Origin of the sequence: Solibacillus ferritrahens (assembly GCF_037027585.1) — a bacterium.
In the GTDB taxonomy this organism is placed as follows: Bacteria; Bacillota; Bacilli; order Bacillales_A; family Planococcaceae; genus Solibacillus; species Solibacillus ferritrahens.
In genome coordinates, this window is sequence record NZ_JAXCLE010000006.1 from 152,751 (window position 1) to 167,942 (window position 15,192).

14 protein-coding genes are annotated in these 15,192 nt (G+C 39.3%); 9 read left to right on the forward strand and 5 right to left on the reverse strand.

The annotated features are described in order from the left end of the window. Positions 1-166: 166 nt before the first annotated feature. Together metC and SNE38_RS08200 are read right to left on the reverse strand one after the other, a co-directional pair. Positions 167-1,330, reverse strand: a complete 1,164-nt coding sequence (metC, locus tag SNE38_RS08195) for a cystathionine beta-lyase (RefSeq protein ID WP_336046303.1) — start codon at positions 1,328-1,330, stop codon at positions 167-169. Further along, the gene (locus SNE38_RS08200) at positions 1,327-2,442 is read right to left on the reverse strand and encodes a methionine biosynthesis PLP-dependent protein (protein ID WP_336046304.1); all 1,116 of its coding nucleotides are present in this window, start codon (positions 2,440-2,442) and stop codon (positions 1,327-1,329) included. The genes metC and SNE38_RS08200 overlap by 4 nt, the downstream gene beginning before the upstream one ends. A 461-nt stretch (positions 2,443-2,903) precedes the next feature. Here SNE38_RS08200 and SNE38_RS08205 point away from each other — a divergent pair, with 461 nt between their 5' ends. After that, on the forward strand, positions 2,904-3,080 hold the full coding sequence (locus SNE38_RS08205) for a hypothetical protein (protein WP_336046305.1): 177 nt from the start codon (positions 2,904-2,906) through the stop codon (positions 3,078-3,080). Continuing rightward, positions 3,067-3,552 (forward strand): DedA family protein, encoded by a 486-nt coding sequence (locus tag SNE38_RS08210; protein WP_191704517.1) that lies wholly within the window; start codon positions 3,067-3,069, stop codon positions 3,550-3,552. The genes SNE38_RS08205 and SNE38_RS08210 overlap by 14 nt, the downstream gene beginning before the upstream one ends. Before the next feature lie 110 nt (positions 3,553-3,662). On the opposite strand, the gene mscL is transcribed toward SNE38_RS08210, so the two are convergent. Further along, positions 3,663-4,055, reverse strand: a complete 393-nt coding sequence (mscL, locus tag SNE38_RS08215) for a large conductance mechanosensitive channel protein MscL (protein WP_336046306.1) — start codon at positions 4,053-4,055, stop codon at positions 3,663-3,665. Between the two features lie 144 nt (positions 4,056-4,199). On the opposite strand from mscL, the gene SNE38_RS08220 reads away from it, so the two are divergent. Further along, the gene (locus SNE38_RS08220) at positions 4,200-4,895 is read left to right on the forward strand and encodes a lytic transglycosylase domain-containing protein (RefSeq protein WP_191704519.1); all 696 of its coding nucleotides are present in this window, start codon (positions 4,200-4,202) and stop codon (positions 4,893-4,895) included. Between the two features lie 68 nt (positions 4,896-4,963). Here the strand turns inward: SNE38_RS08220 and SNE38_RS08225 are convergent, their stop codons facing one another. Both SNE38_RS08225 and SNE38_RS08230 read right to left on the reverse strand, forming a co-directional pair. Further along, on the reverse strand, positions 4,964-5,221 hold the full coding sequence (locus SNE38_RS08225; protein WP_191704520.1) for a GlsB/YeaQ/YmgE family stress response membrane protein: 258 nt from the start codon (positions 5,219-5,221) through the stop codon (positions 4,964-4,966). Positions 5,222-5,324: 103 nt separating this feature from the next. Next, complete coding sequence (locus SNE38_RS08230; RefSeq protein WP_191704582.1) at positions 5,325-5,867, reverse strand: cysteine hydrolase family protein; 543 nt, start codon at positions 5,865-5,867, stop codon at positions 5,325-5,327. A gap of 739 nt (positions 5,868-6,606) precedes the next feature. On the opposite strand from SNE38_RS08230, the gene ilvD reads away from it, so the two are divergent. The 6 genes from ilvD (at position 6,607) to leuB (ending at position 15,067) form a co-directional block, all read left to right on the forward strand. Further along, entirely contained in the window at positions 6,607-8,277 is a 1,671-nt protein-coding gene (gene ilvD / locus SNE38_RS08235) for a dihydroxy-acid dehydratase (RefSeq protein ID WP_191704521.1), read from the forward strand. A 447-nt stretch (positions 8,278-8,724) separates the two neighbouring features. Then, positions 8,725-10,473, forward strand: coding sequence for a biosynthetic-type acetolactate synthase large subunit (gene ilvB / locus SNE38_RS08240; RefSeq protein WP_191704522.1), 1,749 nt, complete (start codon positions 8,725-8,727; stop codon positions 10,471-10,473). After that, the gene (gene ilvN / locus SNE38_RS08245) at positions 10,470-10,985 is read left to right on the forward strand and encodes an acetolactate synthase small subunit (RefSeq protein ID WP_191698894.1); all 516 of its coding nucleotides are present in this window, start codon (positions 10,470-10,472) and stop codon (positions 10,983-10,985) included. Before ilvB ends, ilvN begins: the two co-directional genes overlap by 4 nt. Before the next feature lie 85 nt (positions 10,986-11,070). Further along, positions 11,071-12,084, forward strand: coding sequence for a ketol-acid reductoisomerase (gene ilvC, locus SNE38_RS08250; RefSeq protein ID WP_191704523.1), 1,014 nt, complete (start codon positions 11,071-11,073; stop codon positions 12,082-12,084). Position 12,085: 1 nt separating this feature from the next. Continuing rightward, positions 12,086-13,630 carry a 2-isopropylmalate synthase gene (locus SNE38_RS08255; RefSeq protein ID WP_191704524.1) on the forward strand — a complete coding sequence of 515 codons (1,545 nt, stop codon included), beginning with the start codon at positions 12,086-12,088 and terminating at the stop codon, positions 13,628-13,630. A 336-nt stretch (positions 13,631-13,966) separates the two neighbouring features. Continuing rightward, positions 13,967-15,067, forward strand: a complete 1,101-nt coding sequence (leuB, locus tag SNE38_RS08260) for a 3-isopropylmalate dehydrogenase (RefSeq protein WP_336046335.1) — start codon at positions 13,967-13,969, stop codon at positions 15,065-15,067. Positions 15,068-15,192 lie beyond the last annotated feature (125 nt).

Here is a 15,192-nt window from a genome sequence, read left to right on the forward strand (position 1 = left end):
ATCAATTCTAGTGGAAGTTGAAAAAATTTTTACTCCCACGAGACAAAAGGCCTCAAGAGTTTGTCTCTCGAGGCCTTTTGTCTTTTTATGAATTTAACTAGATGCTTAGGAGGAACCGGGGAAAGCTTCGGTCCCGGAATGGAAATCAACGGGTTTGTCCCATAAATTATTTAAATGGCCCAGCAATATTCAATGCCTGTGTGAAATCTTCAATTAAATCATCTTCATTTTCCAAACCGACTGAAAAACGCAGCAATCCATCTGTTATACCACGCTTCGCACGCTCTTCCGGCTCCATTGCCGCATGACTCATTTTGGCAGGATAAGATAAAATCGATTCGACACCGCCAAGGCTGACAGCAAAAACGGGAATCTTCATTGCGTCAACAAACGCTTTGGCAATCTCATAGTTCGGTAAACTGAACGATAATACCGCTCCGGCAGAAGTTGCCTGGGCTGCATGAATTTCAAAGCCTGGATGTGTTGGCAGTCCCGGGTAATACACTTTTTCTACTAACGGATGGTCATGTAAAAACTGTGCAATTCGCATCGCAACACGTGATTCTTCATTGAAACGAACAGCCGTTGTTTTCATGTTTTGAATTAACGTGTAGCAATCCTGTACACCTAATACAGATCCAAAAGAATTTTGGACGAAATAAATTTGATTGCCGAGCTCTTCATCCTTTGTTACTACTAAACCGGCTACAATATCCGAATGTCCTGATAAAAACTTCGTCGCAGAATGAATGACTACGTCTACACCCATATCAAGCGGTTTTTGATGCAATGGTGTCATAAACGTATTGTCTAAAAATGTCATGGCACCATGTTGTTTCGCAATATCGACAACAGCTCGAATATCCGTAATGCCTAATGTAGGATTTGATGGCGTTTCAATATAAATTAGCTTCGTTTCAGGTCGAACTGCTGCTTTAACAGCCTCAATATCCGTAAAGTCTACAAATGTATGGGTAATACCATAGCGAGGTAATACTTTTGTGACAAAACGGTACGTCCCTCCATATACGTCCTCTGTAATGACGATATGATCACCGGCAGATAAAATCATAAAGCATGCTGATACGGCAGCCATACCTGTAGCAAAGGCGAAACCTCGATTTCCGCCTTCTAGTTCAGCGATAGCCTTTTCCAATGCGGCACGTGTTGGGTTGCCTGAGCGAGCATAATCATATTCGCCAAATTCATCGATCGATTCTTGATGGAAAGTGGAAGATAAGTACATCGGTACATTTACTGCACCTTTTTTATCGGCATAGCCTTCTCGAATGGCACCGTGAATGAGCGCTGTTTCAATGCGATTTGTCATGCGAATTCACCTCGTAACGTATCGAAAACTTGCTTCAGATCGGCAATTAAATCTTCCGCTTCTTCAATCCCTACAGAAAAACGCAGCAATCGGTCACATACACCACGTGCTACACGCTCCTCATATGGCATATCCGCATGAGTCTGTGTCGCAGGATACGTAATAAAGCTCTCCACACCGCCTAAGCTTTCCGCAAATGTAATAAGTTTCATGCCTTTTAAAAATGGATTGACCATTAACGCTTCCTTTACTCGGAATGAAAGCATGCCGCCTTTTCCGGTATACAGCACATCCGTAACAAGTGGTTCAGTCTTTAAATAGTCCGCAATTTTCTTCGCATTTGCATCATGCTGCTTCAGACGCAGGTGCAAAGTCTTCAGTCCGCGAATAAGCAACCACGAATCCATCGGTGCTAATACCATGCCAATGCCATTATGATAATAGGCTAGCTTCTCGCACAGTTCCGTACCTTTCGCAACGACAAGCCCTGCCAATACATCATTGTGTCCGCCAATATATTTCGTCGCACTATGTAAAACAATATCCGCACCTAATTCAATCGGACGTTGGAAATAAGGTGTATAAAATGTGTTATCCACAATTAAAAGTAATTGATGCTTTTTAGCCAATGCTGCATATTGAACTAAATCAATTTCCTGCATTAAAGGATTTGTTGGTGTCTCGATAAACAACGCCTTCGTATTTTCATTGATTGCACTTTCTACATCATTTACATTCGTAAACGCATTATAGACAGGTTTAATGTTGTAATTTTCTGAAAATGTTTTAAATAGTCGGTACGTCCCACCATATAAATCCTCTGGTACGATTAGTTCATCATTCGGTTTAAATAATGACATGACAAGCTGAATGGCTGCCATTCCTGAACTGCAGGCAAACCCAGCATCTCCACCTTCAAGTTCTGCAATTCCTTCTTCCAAAATAGAACGTGTCGGATTTTTTGTACGTGTATAATCATAGCCTGTAGATTCACCGATTCCTGTATGCTGGTAGGCTGTTGACATATAAATCGGAGGATTGATTGCTCCTGTTTTTGCATCACTTAAATTTCCAAGCTGTACTAATTTAGTTTCTATAGAGCGCTGTGACATGAAAACACTTCCTTACACTTAATTTACGAAACATTTCAAATGGATCGATTATTAAATCAATTTAACATGAACAACTGAAAGGGACAATAGCGGAAAGTAGGAATTAACGAAATGGATAGTAAAACGTGTAAAAAAGAACAATAACGCAACTCTGCACCAATGGGCATTTATAAATAATTGATAAAACAGTTGCATATACTTCCAAAAACATACGACGTCAATCGACATTTCTTTTTGAAATAAACGAGGACCTTTAATGTTAGGCAATTACATCCCCCAAATTTTCACTCCCTTTTCTTAACCGAAAAGTAATTCCACATTTTATGATTGATACATAGTGAAAATAACACGTGAAACAAGAAAATCTAGCAATATACTTATAAAGGATAAGGAATTTTGACAGTAAGCCTTCTAAACAAACATATGGATTTCGAAATCAACGAAGAGGAGAAGGTAATATAATGATACATGTATTTCTAATAGCGGCATTGGGTTACATTGGAACAGCCTTTGTCATAATGCCATACCAAATAGCTGTTGCGTTATGTTTATTAGTGTATTGGATTATGAGCCGGATTACATTTCCACATCTAAAAAAACACATGATTGAACGGGAACTGCCAAATGGAAGTCCTTAATCAGCTTGTGTCGCAATATGGGTACTTGGCTATTTTCGTAATTCTTTCATTAGGGCTTTTCGGACTCCCAATTCCTGATGAATTACTCGTTTTATGGATAGGGTATTTTACTAAAATCGGCACGCTGAATTACACCTATTCTCTTGTCGTCTGCATTATCGGCACGTTTCTCGGGATGATGTTCAGCTATTATGTCGGAAAAAAAGCGGGGCGTCCTTTAATTGAGCGAATTGGCCGGTGGATTGGATTAACAGATAAAAGAATAGGAAAGACCGAAAAATGGATTCATAAGTACGGTCCGTCTTCTATTGTCATCAGTTTCTTTATACCAGGCATACGGCATGTTACTGGCTACTTTTTTGGTGTTTCTCAGATGAGATTAAAAACCTATGCGATCTATGTAGGCATCAGTGCAATTATTTGGTGTTGTTTACTTTTAACTTTAGGAAGAATTGTAGGTCACTTTGATTAATAACACGGGGGAGAGTTAAAAGAGCAATGGTTAATATTCATTATGAAAGCCACGAAATGTTGAATCAATAACATTTCATGGCTTTTTTAGTTTTTCTGATTAAGATTTGATTATTTGGCTTGTTCGTTCTTTAATAAATCACGAATTTCTTTTAATAGTTCTTCCTTCGTATCAAGTTCCGGTGTAGGATCTTCTACAATTTCCGATTCCTTTTTCCGATTTAATTTTGTTAATAGTCGTAGAGCCATGAAAATGGCAAACGCAATAATAAGAAAATCAATGATCGATTGGACAAATACTCCAAGCGCTATTTGTGCCTCACCTGAACCAAATTTCCACTCATTCTTTAAATCAATTCCACCTGTAAGCATCCCTACAAGGGGCATTATTATATTTTCTACTAAGGATGTTACGATTTTTCCAAATGCAGATCCAATTACAACTGCAACAGCTAAATCAATAACATTTCCTTTCATAGCAAATTCCTTAAAGTCTTTCCACATGTTCAACAACTCCCAATATCAATTATTAATGCAGTATACTATACTAACGATTACCTCTATAATTATCAACTATGAAATAAAGTTGAAATTTAGTAAAATGAATAGAATAATAGGGTATTAATAAGTTAAAGATTGGTGGAGGCTATGACAAAAAGCAAAAAGAAACAACCTTTATTATCACCCAAAGTAAAAATCTACATAATCGTACTGCTCATCCCGATATCATTAACGATATACATATTTGCTTTTTTTAGCTGGCAGCAAATTCGTGGATTACCTTTTATCGAACGATTTACCGAAAAGTCGGTCTACCAGCAAATTCAGGATCAGTTTGATTTAGAAATCCCAATCGAATACATACCGGTATATGTGGCTGCGGAACAAAAGTACAATGTACCATGGACACTTCTCGCTGCACATCATCGTGTGGAAACACGCTTTTCTACAATGAGAACACTTATTTCTCCTGTGGGAGCAGAAGGGCATATGCAATTTATGCCTTGTACATTTGTCGGCTGGAAGCATCCATCATGTAAAGACTTAGGTTTAGGGGAAATCCCAGAAAAGGATAAAACAAATCCAGCGGTAATTAAAAAATATGGTGGGTATGGGGTAGATGCAAATGGCGATGGTATTGCAGATCCATTTGACATCGAAGACGCGATCTATAGTGCGGCAAAGTTTTTATCAATTGCCGGTGTAAGGAATGGGGAATTGAAAAAAGCAGTTTTTCAATATAATCACAGCGATGCATATGTAGAAGATGTTTTATATTATTACAAACAATACCGTGATTATGGCGATCAGCTTAAGCAAATCGCAATGGGTGATACCAAATAAAAAAGTGTGACGTGAAGTCACACTTTTTAAAATCTTAGATGCAGAAATTAATTTTGATTGAGTGTTATTTACATTGCTTTTCGCATAGATCGTAAAATGAAGCTTACAATGAAAATTAATACAATAGCACCGATTAAAGCTGGGAATACGTAGAAGTCTGAAACTCTCCAACCCCAGTTTCCTAATAACATACTACCGATCCAAGAACCGACAATACCAGCAATAATGTTACCAATAATGCCTCCTGGAACGTCCTTACCTAGAATAACTCCTGCTAACCAACCTAAAATACCTCCGATAATTAAAAACCAAATGAAACTCATCATAATTGTCCAACTCCTTCTGAAAATAGTGAATGATAATTGCATCTAGTTAGTTATTTCCTTTCTTCAGAAGGGTTAAACATTTTTATTGTTATGCTATGGATTATTATAGAATGGTAGCGCCTAGACAGCCTTTAAAATGTTGCAGCGCCCAGGCATGTCCTGCCTCATTGAAACTAGCTACCGCCTTTTCTGGAATTGTGATTTTATAGCCAAGGTTGTAGCTGTCAACGGCTGTATGCAATACACATATATCTGTACAAACCCCGACAAGAACAACTTCTTCAACACTTCGCTCACGAAGAAGGATATCCAAGTTTGTCCCTGCAAAAGCACTATAGCGGGTTTTATCGAAAGAAATGACTTGTTCTTTGTATTTTTCATACATATCCTTTACAGATCCGTACAGATCACGGCCTTTTGTTCCTCGAATATTATGGGGAGGGAACAATTTCGTTTCAGGGTGGTAAGGATCATTTTCCTCATGTAAATCATTTGCGAAAATAACTACTTCATTTTGTTCAACAAATTGTTCAATTAACGTGCTTATGTTCTGTTCAATAGCCTGGCCAGGTGCTCCACAAGTTAATTTTCCATCCGATGCGACAAAATCATACGTATAATCAATTACAATTAACGCTTTTTTCACCATAAATATCCTCCTTAAGTGTTATAAAACTATTATGCCATGGTAAGAGAAATAAAGATAAAATAAAATATTAACTAAATATTCAAAATATTTTGATTTATTTTGTGCGATACTGTATATTAAGAATATCAAAAAAAATGGGGTGGATAAGATGGATCAGGCATTAATGAGAAAGTTAAACCGTCAGGCACTTATTTTTGTAGGAATCCACAGCTTTATAATCATGAACTTTGCAATTGAATTACTACTACTCAAATAAAATGGGATATTCTTAACCTAGCATCAGTTTGCTAGGTTATTGTTTTTTTGTTAATCATTTTAAACTGTTTAACGACAATGCTAACAAGGCATGTAAGCATTTAGGACAAGTACGGTGATGAGCTTCAACACAATTTTTAAATAAAAATAAATTAAATTTTTAAAAAATTCAAATTTATAAAAATTGAACTGAAAGAGAATAAAAGGCACAGTAATCACTATGAAAACGGTTCCAAAAAAATCGAACATTTAGAATTGTATAAAAAATTCAAAAAATAGTGTTGACGGTAGCACTCATTCCGTACTATGATAACAACAATTTAGTACACCACATCATTCAAGCACACAAACATGTTACATGAATGATGTGACCAAATCGATTCCCTGTACAATTAAAAGTTAGAAAATTCTTACTTTTAATTGTTGGGAAGCGAAATATATAACAACAAGAGTGAAAGCTTTGCGTTGAGGGGCGTTTAATATGAGAAGTGATATGATCAAACTTGGAGTTGACCGAGCTCCACACCGTAGCCTTTTATATGCTACAGGTAAAGTAAAGGCGAAAGATTTAGAGAAGCCGTTTATCGGTGTTTGTAACTCATATATTGATATTATTCCAGGTCATGTGCATTTACGTCAGTTTGCAGACGTTGTAAAGGAAGCCATTATAGAAGCAGGCGGTATTCCATTTGAATTCAATACAATTGGTGTTGATGACGGAATAGCAATGGGTCATATCGGCATGCGTTATTCATTGCCATCTCGGGAAATTATTGCAGATTCAGCCGAAACAGTTATTAATGCACACTGGTTCGATGGCGTGTTTTACATTCCGAACTGTGACAAAATTACACCGGGTATGCTAATGGCGGCTGTCCGAACGAACGTACCATCAGTATTCGTTTCTGGCGGTCCGATGGAAGCTGGTATTTCATCAACTGGTAAGCAATTATCATTGACGAGTGTATTTGAAGGAGTCGGCGCACATAAGGCAGGAACGATGTCAGCAGAGGAACTTCTTGATATTGAAAACAATGCATGTCCAACATGCGGATCATGTTCAGGAATGTTCACAGCCAACTCAATGAATTGCCTAATGGAAATGCTAGGTTTGGCTTTGCCAGGTAACGGAACAATTGTTGCAACTAGTGACAAGCGGAAAGAGTTAATTTATGAAGCAGCCAAACACTTGGTACGCATGATTAAAGAAGACGTAAAACCACGCGATATCGTAACAAAAGAAGCTATTGATGATGCATTTGCATTGGATATGGCAATGGGTGGTTCAACAAATACAGTACTTCACACATTGGCAATCGCGAACGAAGCTGAAATCGAATATAACATTGAAGAGATTAATAAAGTCGCAGAACGCGTTCCTTATATTGCGAAAATTATGCCGGCATCGGATATATCGATGGATGACATTGCAAAAGCAGGCGGCGTACAGGCAATTATAAATGAATTAACGAAAATTCCAGGTGCGATCCATCCAGATCGTCCAACAATCGCAGGCGTAACGATGCGAGAACTTGTAAAAGATTACGAGATTACGAATGATAAGGTTATTCGTACAAAAGATAACCCATATAGTGCTGTAGGTGGGCTTTCCGTTCTATTCGGAAATATCGCACCTGAAGGATCTGTTATTAAGGTAGGTGCTGTTGACCCTTCTATTAAAACATTTACAGGTGAGGCAATCGTATTTGAATCACAGGAAGAAGCACAAAAAGCAATCGATGAAGGCATTGTACGTGAAGGGCACGTAGTTGTCATTCGCTATGAAGGGCCAAAAGGTGGTCCGGGTATGCCGGAAATGCTTGCTCCTACATCAGCGATTCAAGGACGCGGATTGGGAACGAAAGTAGCTTTAATTACAGATGGTCGTTTCTCAGGCGCATCACGCGGAATTTCCATCGGTCATATTTCTCCAGAGGCTGCTGAAGGAGGTCCAATCGCATTAGTAAACAATGGAGATATTATCGAAATCGATTTACCAGGTCGAACAATTAATTTACAAGTTTCTGATGAAGTTCTTGCAGAGCGTCGTCAAAACTTACAACCATTTGAACCAAAAATAAAGCGCGGTTGGCTTGCACGATACTCAGCTTTAGTAACGAATGCTTCCCAAGGCGGCGTAATGAAAATATAAAAAGAATAATATAAATCGTTGATGAGGTTAAAGAATATAGAGTCTTGTATTTACCAGAGAGCCGGTGCTGGTGGAAGCCGGTGATACAACTATATTCGACATCCCCTCGGAGTGAGCTATTAAACGCATTCGCCATTAGATAGCTCCGGGCATAATCGAAATGCTCGTTATTAATGAATCGCTCTCTTTATTAGTTGCACAAATTTCTTATGGAATTTGGTAATAGAGAGGTCAAAGCGGTTCACGAGGTAGCAAGGTGGACATTGGTTCTTTTAAAGGGACCTTTGTTATCTTTGCTATAAATAAGGGTGGTACCATGAAAAGTCTTTTTCATCCCTACGTAAGAGGTTTTCTTTTGCGTGCGGATATAAGAGGCTTTTTCTTTTTATATAAAATTAGTCCATGAGTTAACATATAAAGTTTTTTAAAAGGAAGGAGTATTAAAAAATGAGTACAAATGTTTCAATCAGTAAAGAAATTGAAATGCCTGAGGAACAGCCACAAGTAATTAAATCTAGAGATGGTGCCGATATTTTAGTGCAGGCATTACATGATCAAGAAGTAGAAATTATTTTTGGATATCCAGGTGGGGCCGTATTACAGATTTACGATGCACTTTACCGTAACCCGATTCGCCATATTTTAACACGACATGAACAAGGTGCTATTCACGCAGCTGAAGGGTATGCACGTGTTATGAATAAGCCCGGTGTAGTCATTGCGACATCTGGACCAGGGGCAACAAACCTTGTAACAGGTATTGCGGATGCGATGATTGATTCCATTCCACTAGTAATTTTTACAGGTCAGGTAGCGACGTCAGTCATCGGTACGGACGCTTTCCAGGAAGCAGATATTATGGGGATCACAACACCAATTACAAAGCACAACTATCAGGTACAGGATGTAGCGGATATTCCACGAATCGTTAAAGAAGCATTCCATATTGCGAATACAGGACGTAAAGGGCCGGTAGTTATTGATTTCCCAAAAAATATTTCACAATCTGTCTTCCTTGAGGATATAAAAGCACCTGAAGATATTTATTTACCAGGATATCAACCAACGACAAAACCGAACTATTTACAAATTCAAAAAGCGATCCAGGCGATTACTTTAGCTAAAAAACCTTTAGTACTTGCAGGTGCAGGTGTATTATTCGCAGATGCGTGTGAACAATTAACTGAATTTATTGAAAAATACAATTTACCCGTTGTAAACACATTGCTTGGTTTAGGAAGTATACATGGGCAGCATAAACAATTTTTCGGAATGGCGGGAATGCATGGTTATGCAACAGCTAATGATGCCATAACAAAATGCGATTTATTAATCAATATCGGGGCACGATTTGACGATCGCCTGACAGGGAAATTAGCAACATTTGCACCGAATGCAACGATCATTCATATTGATATCGATCCAGCAGAGATTGGGAAAAATGTTCCAACAGACATTCCAATTGTAGCGGATGCAAAAGAAGCACTCTATGCATTATTGAAAAAAGATTTCCAAGGACCAGATACAACGGAGTGGATGAGTTATTTAAATGATAGTCGCGATAGATACCCACTTTGGTATGAAGATGCTGGTGAGGAAATTTTACCGCAGCAAGCACTGGAAATCATCCATAGGCTAACTGGTGGCGATGCAATTGTCACAACAGACGTAGGTCAACATCAAATGTGGGCAGCACAATATTATCATTTAAACAATCCACATGGCTGGGTTACATCAGGTGGATTAGGAACGATGGGCTTCGGTTTCCCCGCAGCAATCGGTGCACAATTTGCGAAACCTGATAAGAAGGTTATTTCCATCGTAGGTGATGCAGGATTCCAAATGACAAACCAAGAGCTGATTCTATTAAAAGAATTCAATTTACCTGTAAAAGTTGTCATTTTGAATAACAGCTGCTTAGGAATGGTACGTCAATGGCAGGAAACTTTCTATGAAGAGCGCTACTCTCAAAGTCTTATGCCGATTCAGCCGGATTTCGTAAAACTTGCTGAGGCATATGGAGTAAAGGGCTATCGAATTGATAATTTATCGGAGGCAGAAGCAATTTTTGCCGAAGCAATTAATTCAGATGAACCAGTCGTAATTGACTGTCGAGTTAAACAGCTCGTGAGCGTCTTCCCAATGGTCGCACCAGGAAAAGGATTACATGAAATGATTGGAGTGGAAAAACCATGAAACGTGTGCTCACAGTAACAGTAATTAATCAAAGCGGAGTATTAAATCGAGTGACAGGTTTGTTAATGAAACGCCAATTCAATATTGAATCAATTACAGTTGGTCACTCAGAACAGCCGAACTTCTCGAAAATGACGTTTATCGTTCATGTGGAAGATGAAAATAAAATCGAACAGTTAATTAAACAGCTATCGAAGCAAATTGACGTATTAAAAGTAAATGATATTACAGAAAAATCAATCGTTCTTCGTGAGCTGGCACTCATTAAAGTAGTATCACCACCGAATATGCGAATGGAAATGAATGCAATTGTTGAGCCGTTCCGACCGCAAGTTGTAGATACCTCAAAAAATGTTGTCACATATGAAGTTGTTGGTCATCCGGAAAAAATCGATGCATTTATCGAACTGATTAGACCATACGGCATTAAAGAATTAACACGTACCGGCGCAACTGCATCGATTCGTGAAGCACAAAAAATCGAAGGTCCACAACTATCAATTTTAAAATAACCGGCATTCCATACGGGGCGGAGGATGTCATCTGATGCCCGTATATCAAAAAATATATAATTCAACTTAATTGGAGGAAATGAAAATGTCTAAAATGTATTATGAAAATGAAATCAACGAGCAAGTACTAAAAGGGAAAAAAATCGCGATTATCGGTTATGGTTCACAAGGCCATGCCCATGCGCTTAACTTAAAAGAATCAGGTTTTGATGTAGTAGTAGGTATCCGTCCAGGTAAATCTTATGATGCAGCAAAAGAAGACGGCGTAGAAGTAAAATCAGTTGCTGAAGCAGCAGCAGAAGCAGATGTAATCCAAATCTTACTTCCGGATGAGCGTCAAAAAGCAGTTTACGAAGCAGAAATCGCACCGTACTTAACAGCTGGTAAAGCGTTAATGTTCGCACATGGTTTCAACGTACACTTCGGTCAAATTCAACCACCAGCAGATGTAGACGTATTCCTAGTAGCTCCAAAAGGCCCAGGTCACTTAGTACGTCGTCAATTCACTGAAGGTGCTGGCGTACCAGGATTATTCGCAATCCACCAAGACGCGACAGGTCAAGCACGTGATTTAGCTCTTGCATACGGTAAAGGAATCGGTTCAGCACGTGGCGGATTACTTGAAACAACATTCGCTGAAGAAACAGTAACGGATCTATTCGGTGAGCAAGCAGTACTTTGCGGTGGTACAACTGAACTTGTAAAAGCAGGTTTCGAAACATTAGTAGAAGCGGGCTACCAACCAGAATTAGCTTACTTTGAAACATTACACGAATTAAAGCTAATCGTTGACCTAATGTTTGAAGGCGGTATGGCGACAATGCGCTATTCAATCTCAGATACAGCTGAATGGGGAGACTATGTATCAGGTCCACGTATTATCGACGCATCTGTAAAAGCACGTATGAAAGAAGTGTTAACAGATATCCAGGATGGTACTTTTGCAAAACGATGGATCGAAGAAAATGAAACGGGTCGTCCAGAATATACGAAGTTTAAAGAAGCTGGCGCTAACCACCAAATTGAAGAAGTAGGCGAAAAATTACGCGCAATGATGCCATTCATCAACAAAGGAAAACAAAAGGTTACAGTGAAATAATATGAGAAAAATTGACATTTTTGATACAACATTGCGCGATGGTGAACAGTCTGCAGGTATTAATTTAAATACAGCAGAAAAAGTGGAAATCGCAAAACAACTAGAGCGTTTAGGTGTCACAATTATTGAGGCGGGATTTCCTGCCTCATCTCCAGGTGACTTGGAAGCTGTTTCGTTAATTGCGAAAACAGTGAAAAATTCAATTGTAACAGGCTTAGCGCGTGCCGTGAAAAGTGACATCGACGCAGTTTGGGAAGCAATTCGCCATGCAGAACAACCACATGTTCATACATTTATTGCAACAAGCCCGATTCATATGGAATACAAATTAAAGAAAAATCCGGATGAAGTAGTCGAGCAGGCAGTAGCCGCTGTGAAATACGCAAAGGAAAAGTTCTCGCTTGTAGAATTTTCCGCAGAAGATGGCTTCCGTTCCGATAAAGAATTTTTAGTACGCATTTGCCAGGAAGTAATTAAAGCAGGTGCAACAACAATTAATATACCGGATACAGTTGGTTACGCATCGCCGGAAGAATATGGCGCATTATTCCGCTATTTACGTGAAAACGTCATCGGAGCAGAGAAGGTTAAATTTTCAGCCCATTGCCACGATGATTTAGGAATGGCAGTAGCAAATTCATTAGCAGCCGTTCAAAATGGTGCGGATCAAGTAGAATGTACGATTAACGGTATCGGTGAACGTGCCGGGAATGCGGCATTAGAGGAAATTGGTGTGGCTCTTCACATTCGTAAAGATTTTTACGGTGTTGAAACAGGGCTTAACTTAAAAGAAATTAAACGTACATCTCAAATGGTAAGCCGCCTGACGAATGTTGTTATTCAGCCTAACAAAGCTGTTGTTGGGAAAAATGCATTTGCTCATGAATCGGGTATTCACCAGGACGGTGTATTGAAAAATCCGGAAACATACGAAATTATTTCTCCGGCACTTGTAGGAGAAGACGATATTCCATTAGTTTTAGGTAAGCATTCCGGACGCGCAGCATTCCGTGATCGTGCTGAAACAATGGGCTTCGAGCTATCGGATGAAAAACTGAACAAAGCATTTGCTGAGTTCAAAAAATTGGCCGACCGCAAAAAAGAAGTGACTGAAGACGATTTAACAACGATTTTAACTGAGCAGCAAGTTTCAATAGAAGATGTTCCGTTATTTGAATTGAAATCAGTTCAAGTTCAGTACGGTACCGAGAATATTCCGACTGCTACTGCATCAATTGTTACTCCTGAAGGCGAAACGAAAACACTCGCTTCAACAGGATCAGGTTCAGTAGAAGCAATCTTCAATACTTTGGAATTACTTGTTGGAGGAAAGGTGAACATACTGGATTACCGAGTACAATCAGTCGGCAAAGGGCGCGATGCACTTGGAGAAGCGGTCGTTAATTTAAAATACAATGGCTATACCTCCACAGGACGCGATTCAGCACAAGATGTATTAGAAGCAAGTGCAAAAGCGTACTTAAATGCAGTCAATCGCCAACTGATTCAGCAGCAAGTACGCGCTGAAAATGCAATTATGGTGTAATAGATTATACAAACTAAATTGTTGTTTGGAGTGAAGGTGGCGAGTGCAACTGCCGGCTATGCCTTTCGTTGCAGAGCGAAGAGGGAGTCAAAGATGCCAATCAAAGCTTCCTGGGGGAATAGCACGATTCCTGAGACTAGGAAAGGAACAAAAGCTAAGAACGCCACGTCCTGTGGCAACGCTTTTGTGACCGACATCGTGTCGGCCTCGTGCCCCCGGAAAGCGTCCGCCGTAACGAAAAACAACCGCTAAAACTTTATGAGCAAAATAGCGTCATCACAGCAGATGGCGCTTCTACATCAAGTAACTTCACGTAGAAAGAAAGGTGTTTTACAAATGGAAAAGAAAATTACAGTACTACCAGGTGACGGCATTGGTCCAGAGGTTGTTGCAAGTGCAGTAAAAGTATTACAAGTAATCGGGAAACGTTTTAAACATACATTTCATTTAAACTACGCGGCAATCGGTGGAGCAGCAATTGATCAGTACAACAATCCATTACCGGATGAAACAATTGCTATGTGTGAAGCAAGTGATGCCATTTTATTAGGCGCTGTCGGTGGACCGAAATGGGATAATAACGCACCAAGCCTACGTCCGGAAAAAGGTTTATTAAAAATTCGTAAGCACTTCGATTTATTTGCGAATTTACGTCCTGTGAAAGCATTCCCTAGTTTACTTGCATCTTCTCCATTAAAGCGTGAAGTTGCGGAAAATGTAGACTTAATGATCGTCCGCGAATTAACAGGAGGGCTTTACTTCGGAGAGCCACGTAAAAAAACAGATGCAGGTGCTATTGATACATGTGTGTATTCACGTGAAGAAATTGAGCGTATTGTCGAAAATGCTTTCGAATTAGCTCGTTTACGTCGTGGAAAACTTTGCTCAGTAGATAAAGCAAATGTACTTGATACATCACGTTTATGGCGTGAAATTGTAGAAGAGAAGAAAAAGCAGTACCCAGATGTAGAAACAGAACACAACTTAGTTGACTCAGTGGCGATGAAGCTTATTACAAATCCTGGTCAATATGATGTCATCGTTACAGAAAACTTATTCGGTGATATTTTAAGTGACGAAGCCTCTGTTATTACAGGTTCACTAGGTGTATTGCCTTCAGCGTCAATTCGTGGCGATAACTTCGGTCTTTACGAGCCGGTACATGGTTCAGCACCGGAAATTGCAGGGCAAGGTGTTGCCAACCCGGCAGCAACAATTCTTTCAGTAGCGATGATGCTCCAATACTCATTTGGTTTAAAAGAGGAAGCAGCAGAAATTGAACGTGCGGTTACAGCAGTATTTAATGATGGGTATTTCACAGCAGATTTAGCACAGGAACATACACGTTCACTATCTACTGAAGAATGGACTGAACAAGTACTAAACGAAATCGATGCAAACTTCGTTTCGGACAGCATTATGATTTCATATAATTAATAGATTTGGATTGAGGATACTGTTGATTGGAATGTGTGGGGGTCGGCGCTTCTGCTGTGGTCGCAATAAATTGCCACCATCCTCAGCGTCAAGTGTCCGACCTGGAATGGAAATCAACACTATAT

Coding starts and splice junctions, on each gene's coding strand:
- metC (WP_336046303.1), bottom strand. CDS start 1,330: ATGACAAATCGCATTGAAACAGCGCTCATTCACGGTGCCATTCGAGAA.
- leuB (WP_336046335.1), top strand. CDS start 13,967: ATGGAAAAGAAAATTACAGTACTACCAGGTGACGGCATTGGTCCAGAG.
- SNE38_RS08220 (WP_191704519.1), top strand. CDS start 4,200: ATGACAAAAAGCAAAAAGAAACAACCTTTATTATCACCCAAAGTAAAA.
- ilvD (WP_191704521.1), top strand. CDS start 6,607: ATGAGAAGTGATATGATCAAACTTGGAGTTGACCGAGCTCCACACCGT.
- SNE38_RS08210 (WP_191704517.1), top strand. CDS start 3,067: ATGGAAGTCCTTAATCAGCTTGTGTCGCAATATGGGTACTTGGCTATT.
- ilvB (WP_191704522.1), top strand. CDS start 8,725: ATGAGTACAAATGTTTCAATCAGTAAAGAAATTGAAATGCCTGAGGAA.
- ilvN (WP_191698894.1), top strand. CDS start 10,470: ATGAAACGTGTGCTCACAGTAACAGTAATTAATCAAAGCGGAGTATTA.
- SNE38_RS08200 (WP_336046304.1), bottom strand. CDS start 2,442: ATGTCACAGCGCTCTATAGAAACTAAATTAGTACAGCTTGGAAATTTA.
- mscL (WP_336046306.1), bottom strand. CDS start 4,055: ATGTGGAAAGACTTTAAGGAATTTGCTATGAAAGGAAATGTTATTGAT.
- SNE38_RS08225 (WP_191704520.1), bottom strand. CDS start 5,221: ATGATGAGTTTCATTTGGTTTTTAATTATCGGAGGTATTTTAGGTTGG.
- SNE38_RS08255 (WP_191704524.1), top strand. CDS start 12,086: ATGAGAAAAATTGACATTTTTGATACAACATTGCGCGATGGTGAACAG.
- SNE38_RS08205 (WP_336046305.1), top strand. CDS start 2,904: ATGATACATGTATTTCTAATAGCGGCATTGGGTTACATTGGAACAGCC.
- ilvC (WP_191704523.1), top strand. CDS start 11,071: ATGTCTAAAATGTATTATGAAAATGAAATCAACGAGCAAGTACTAAAA.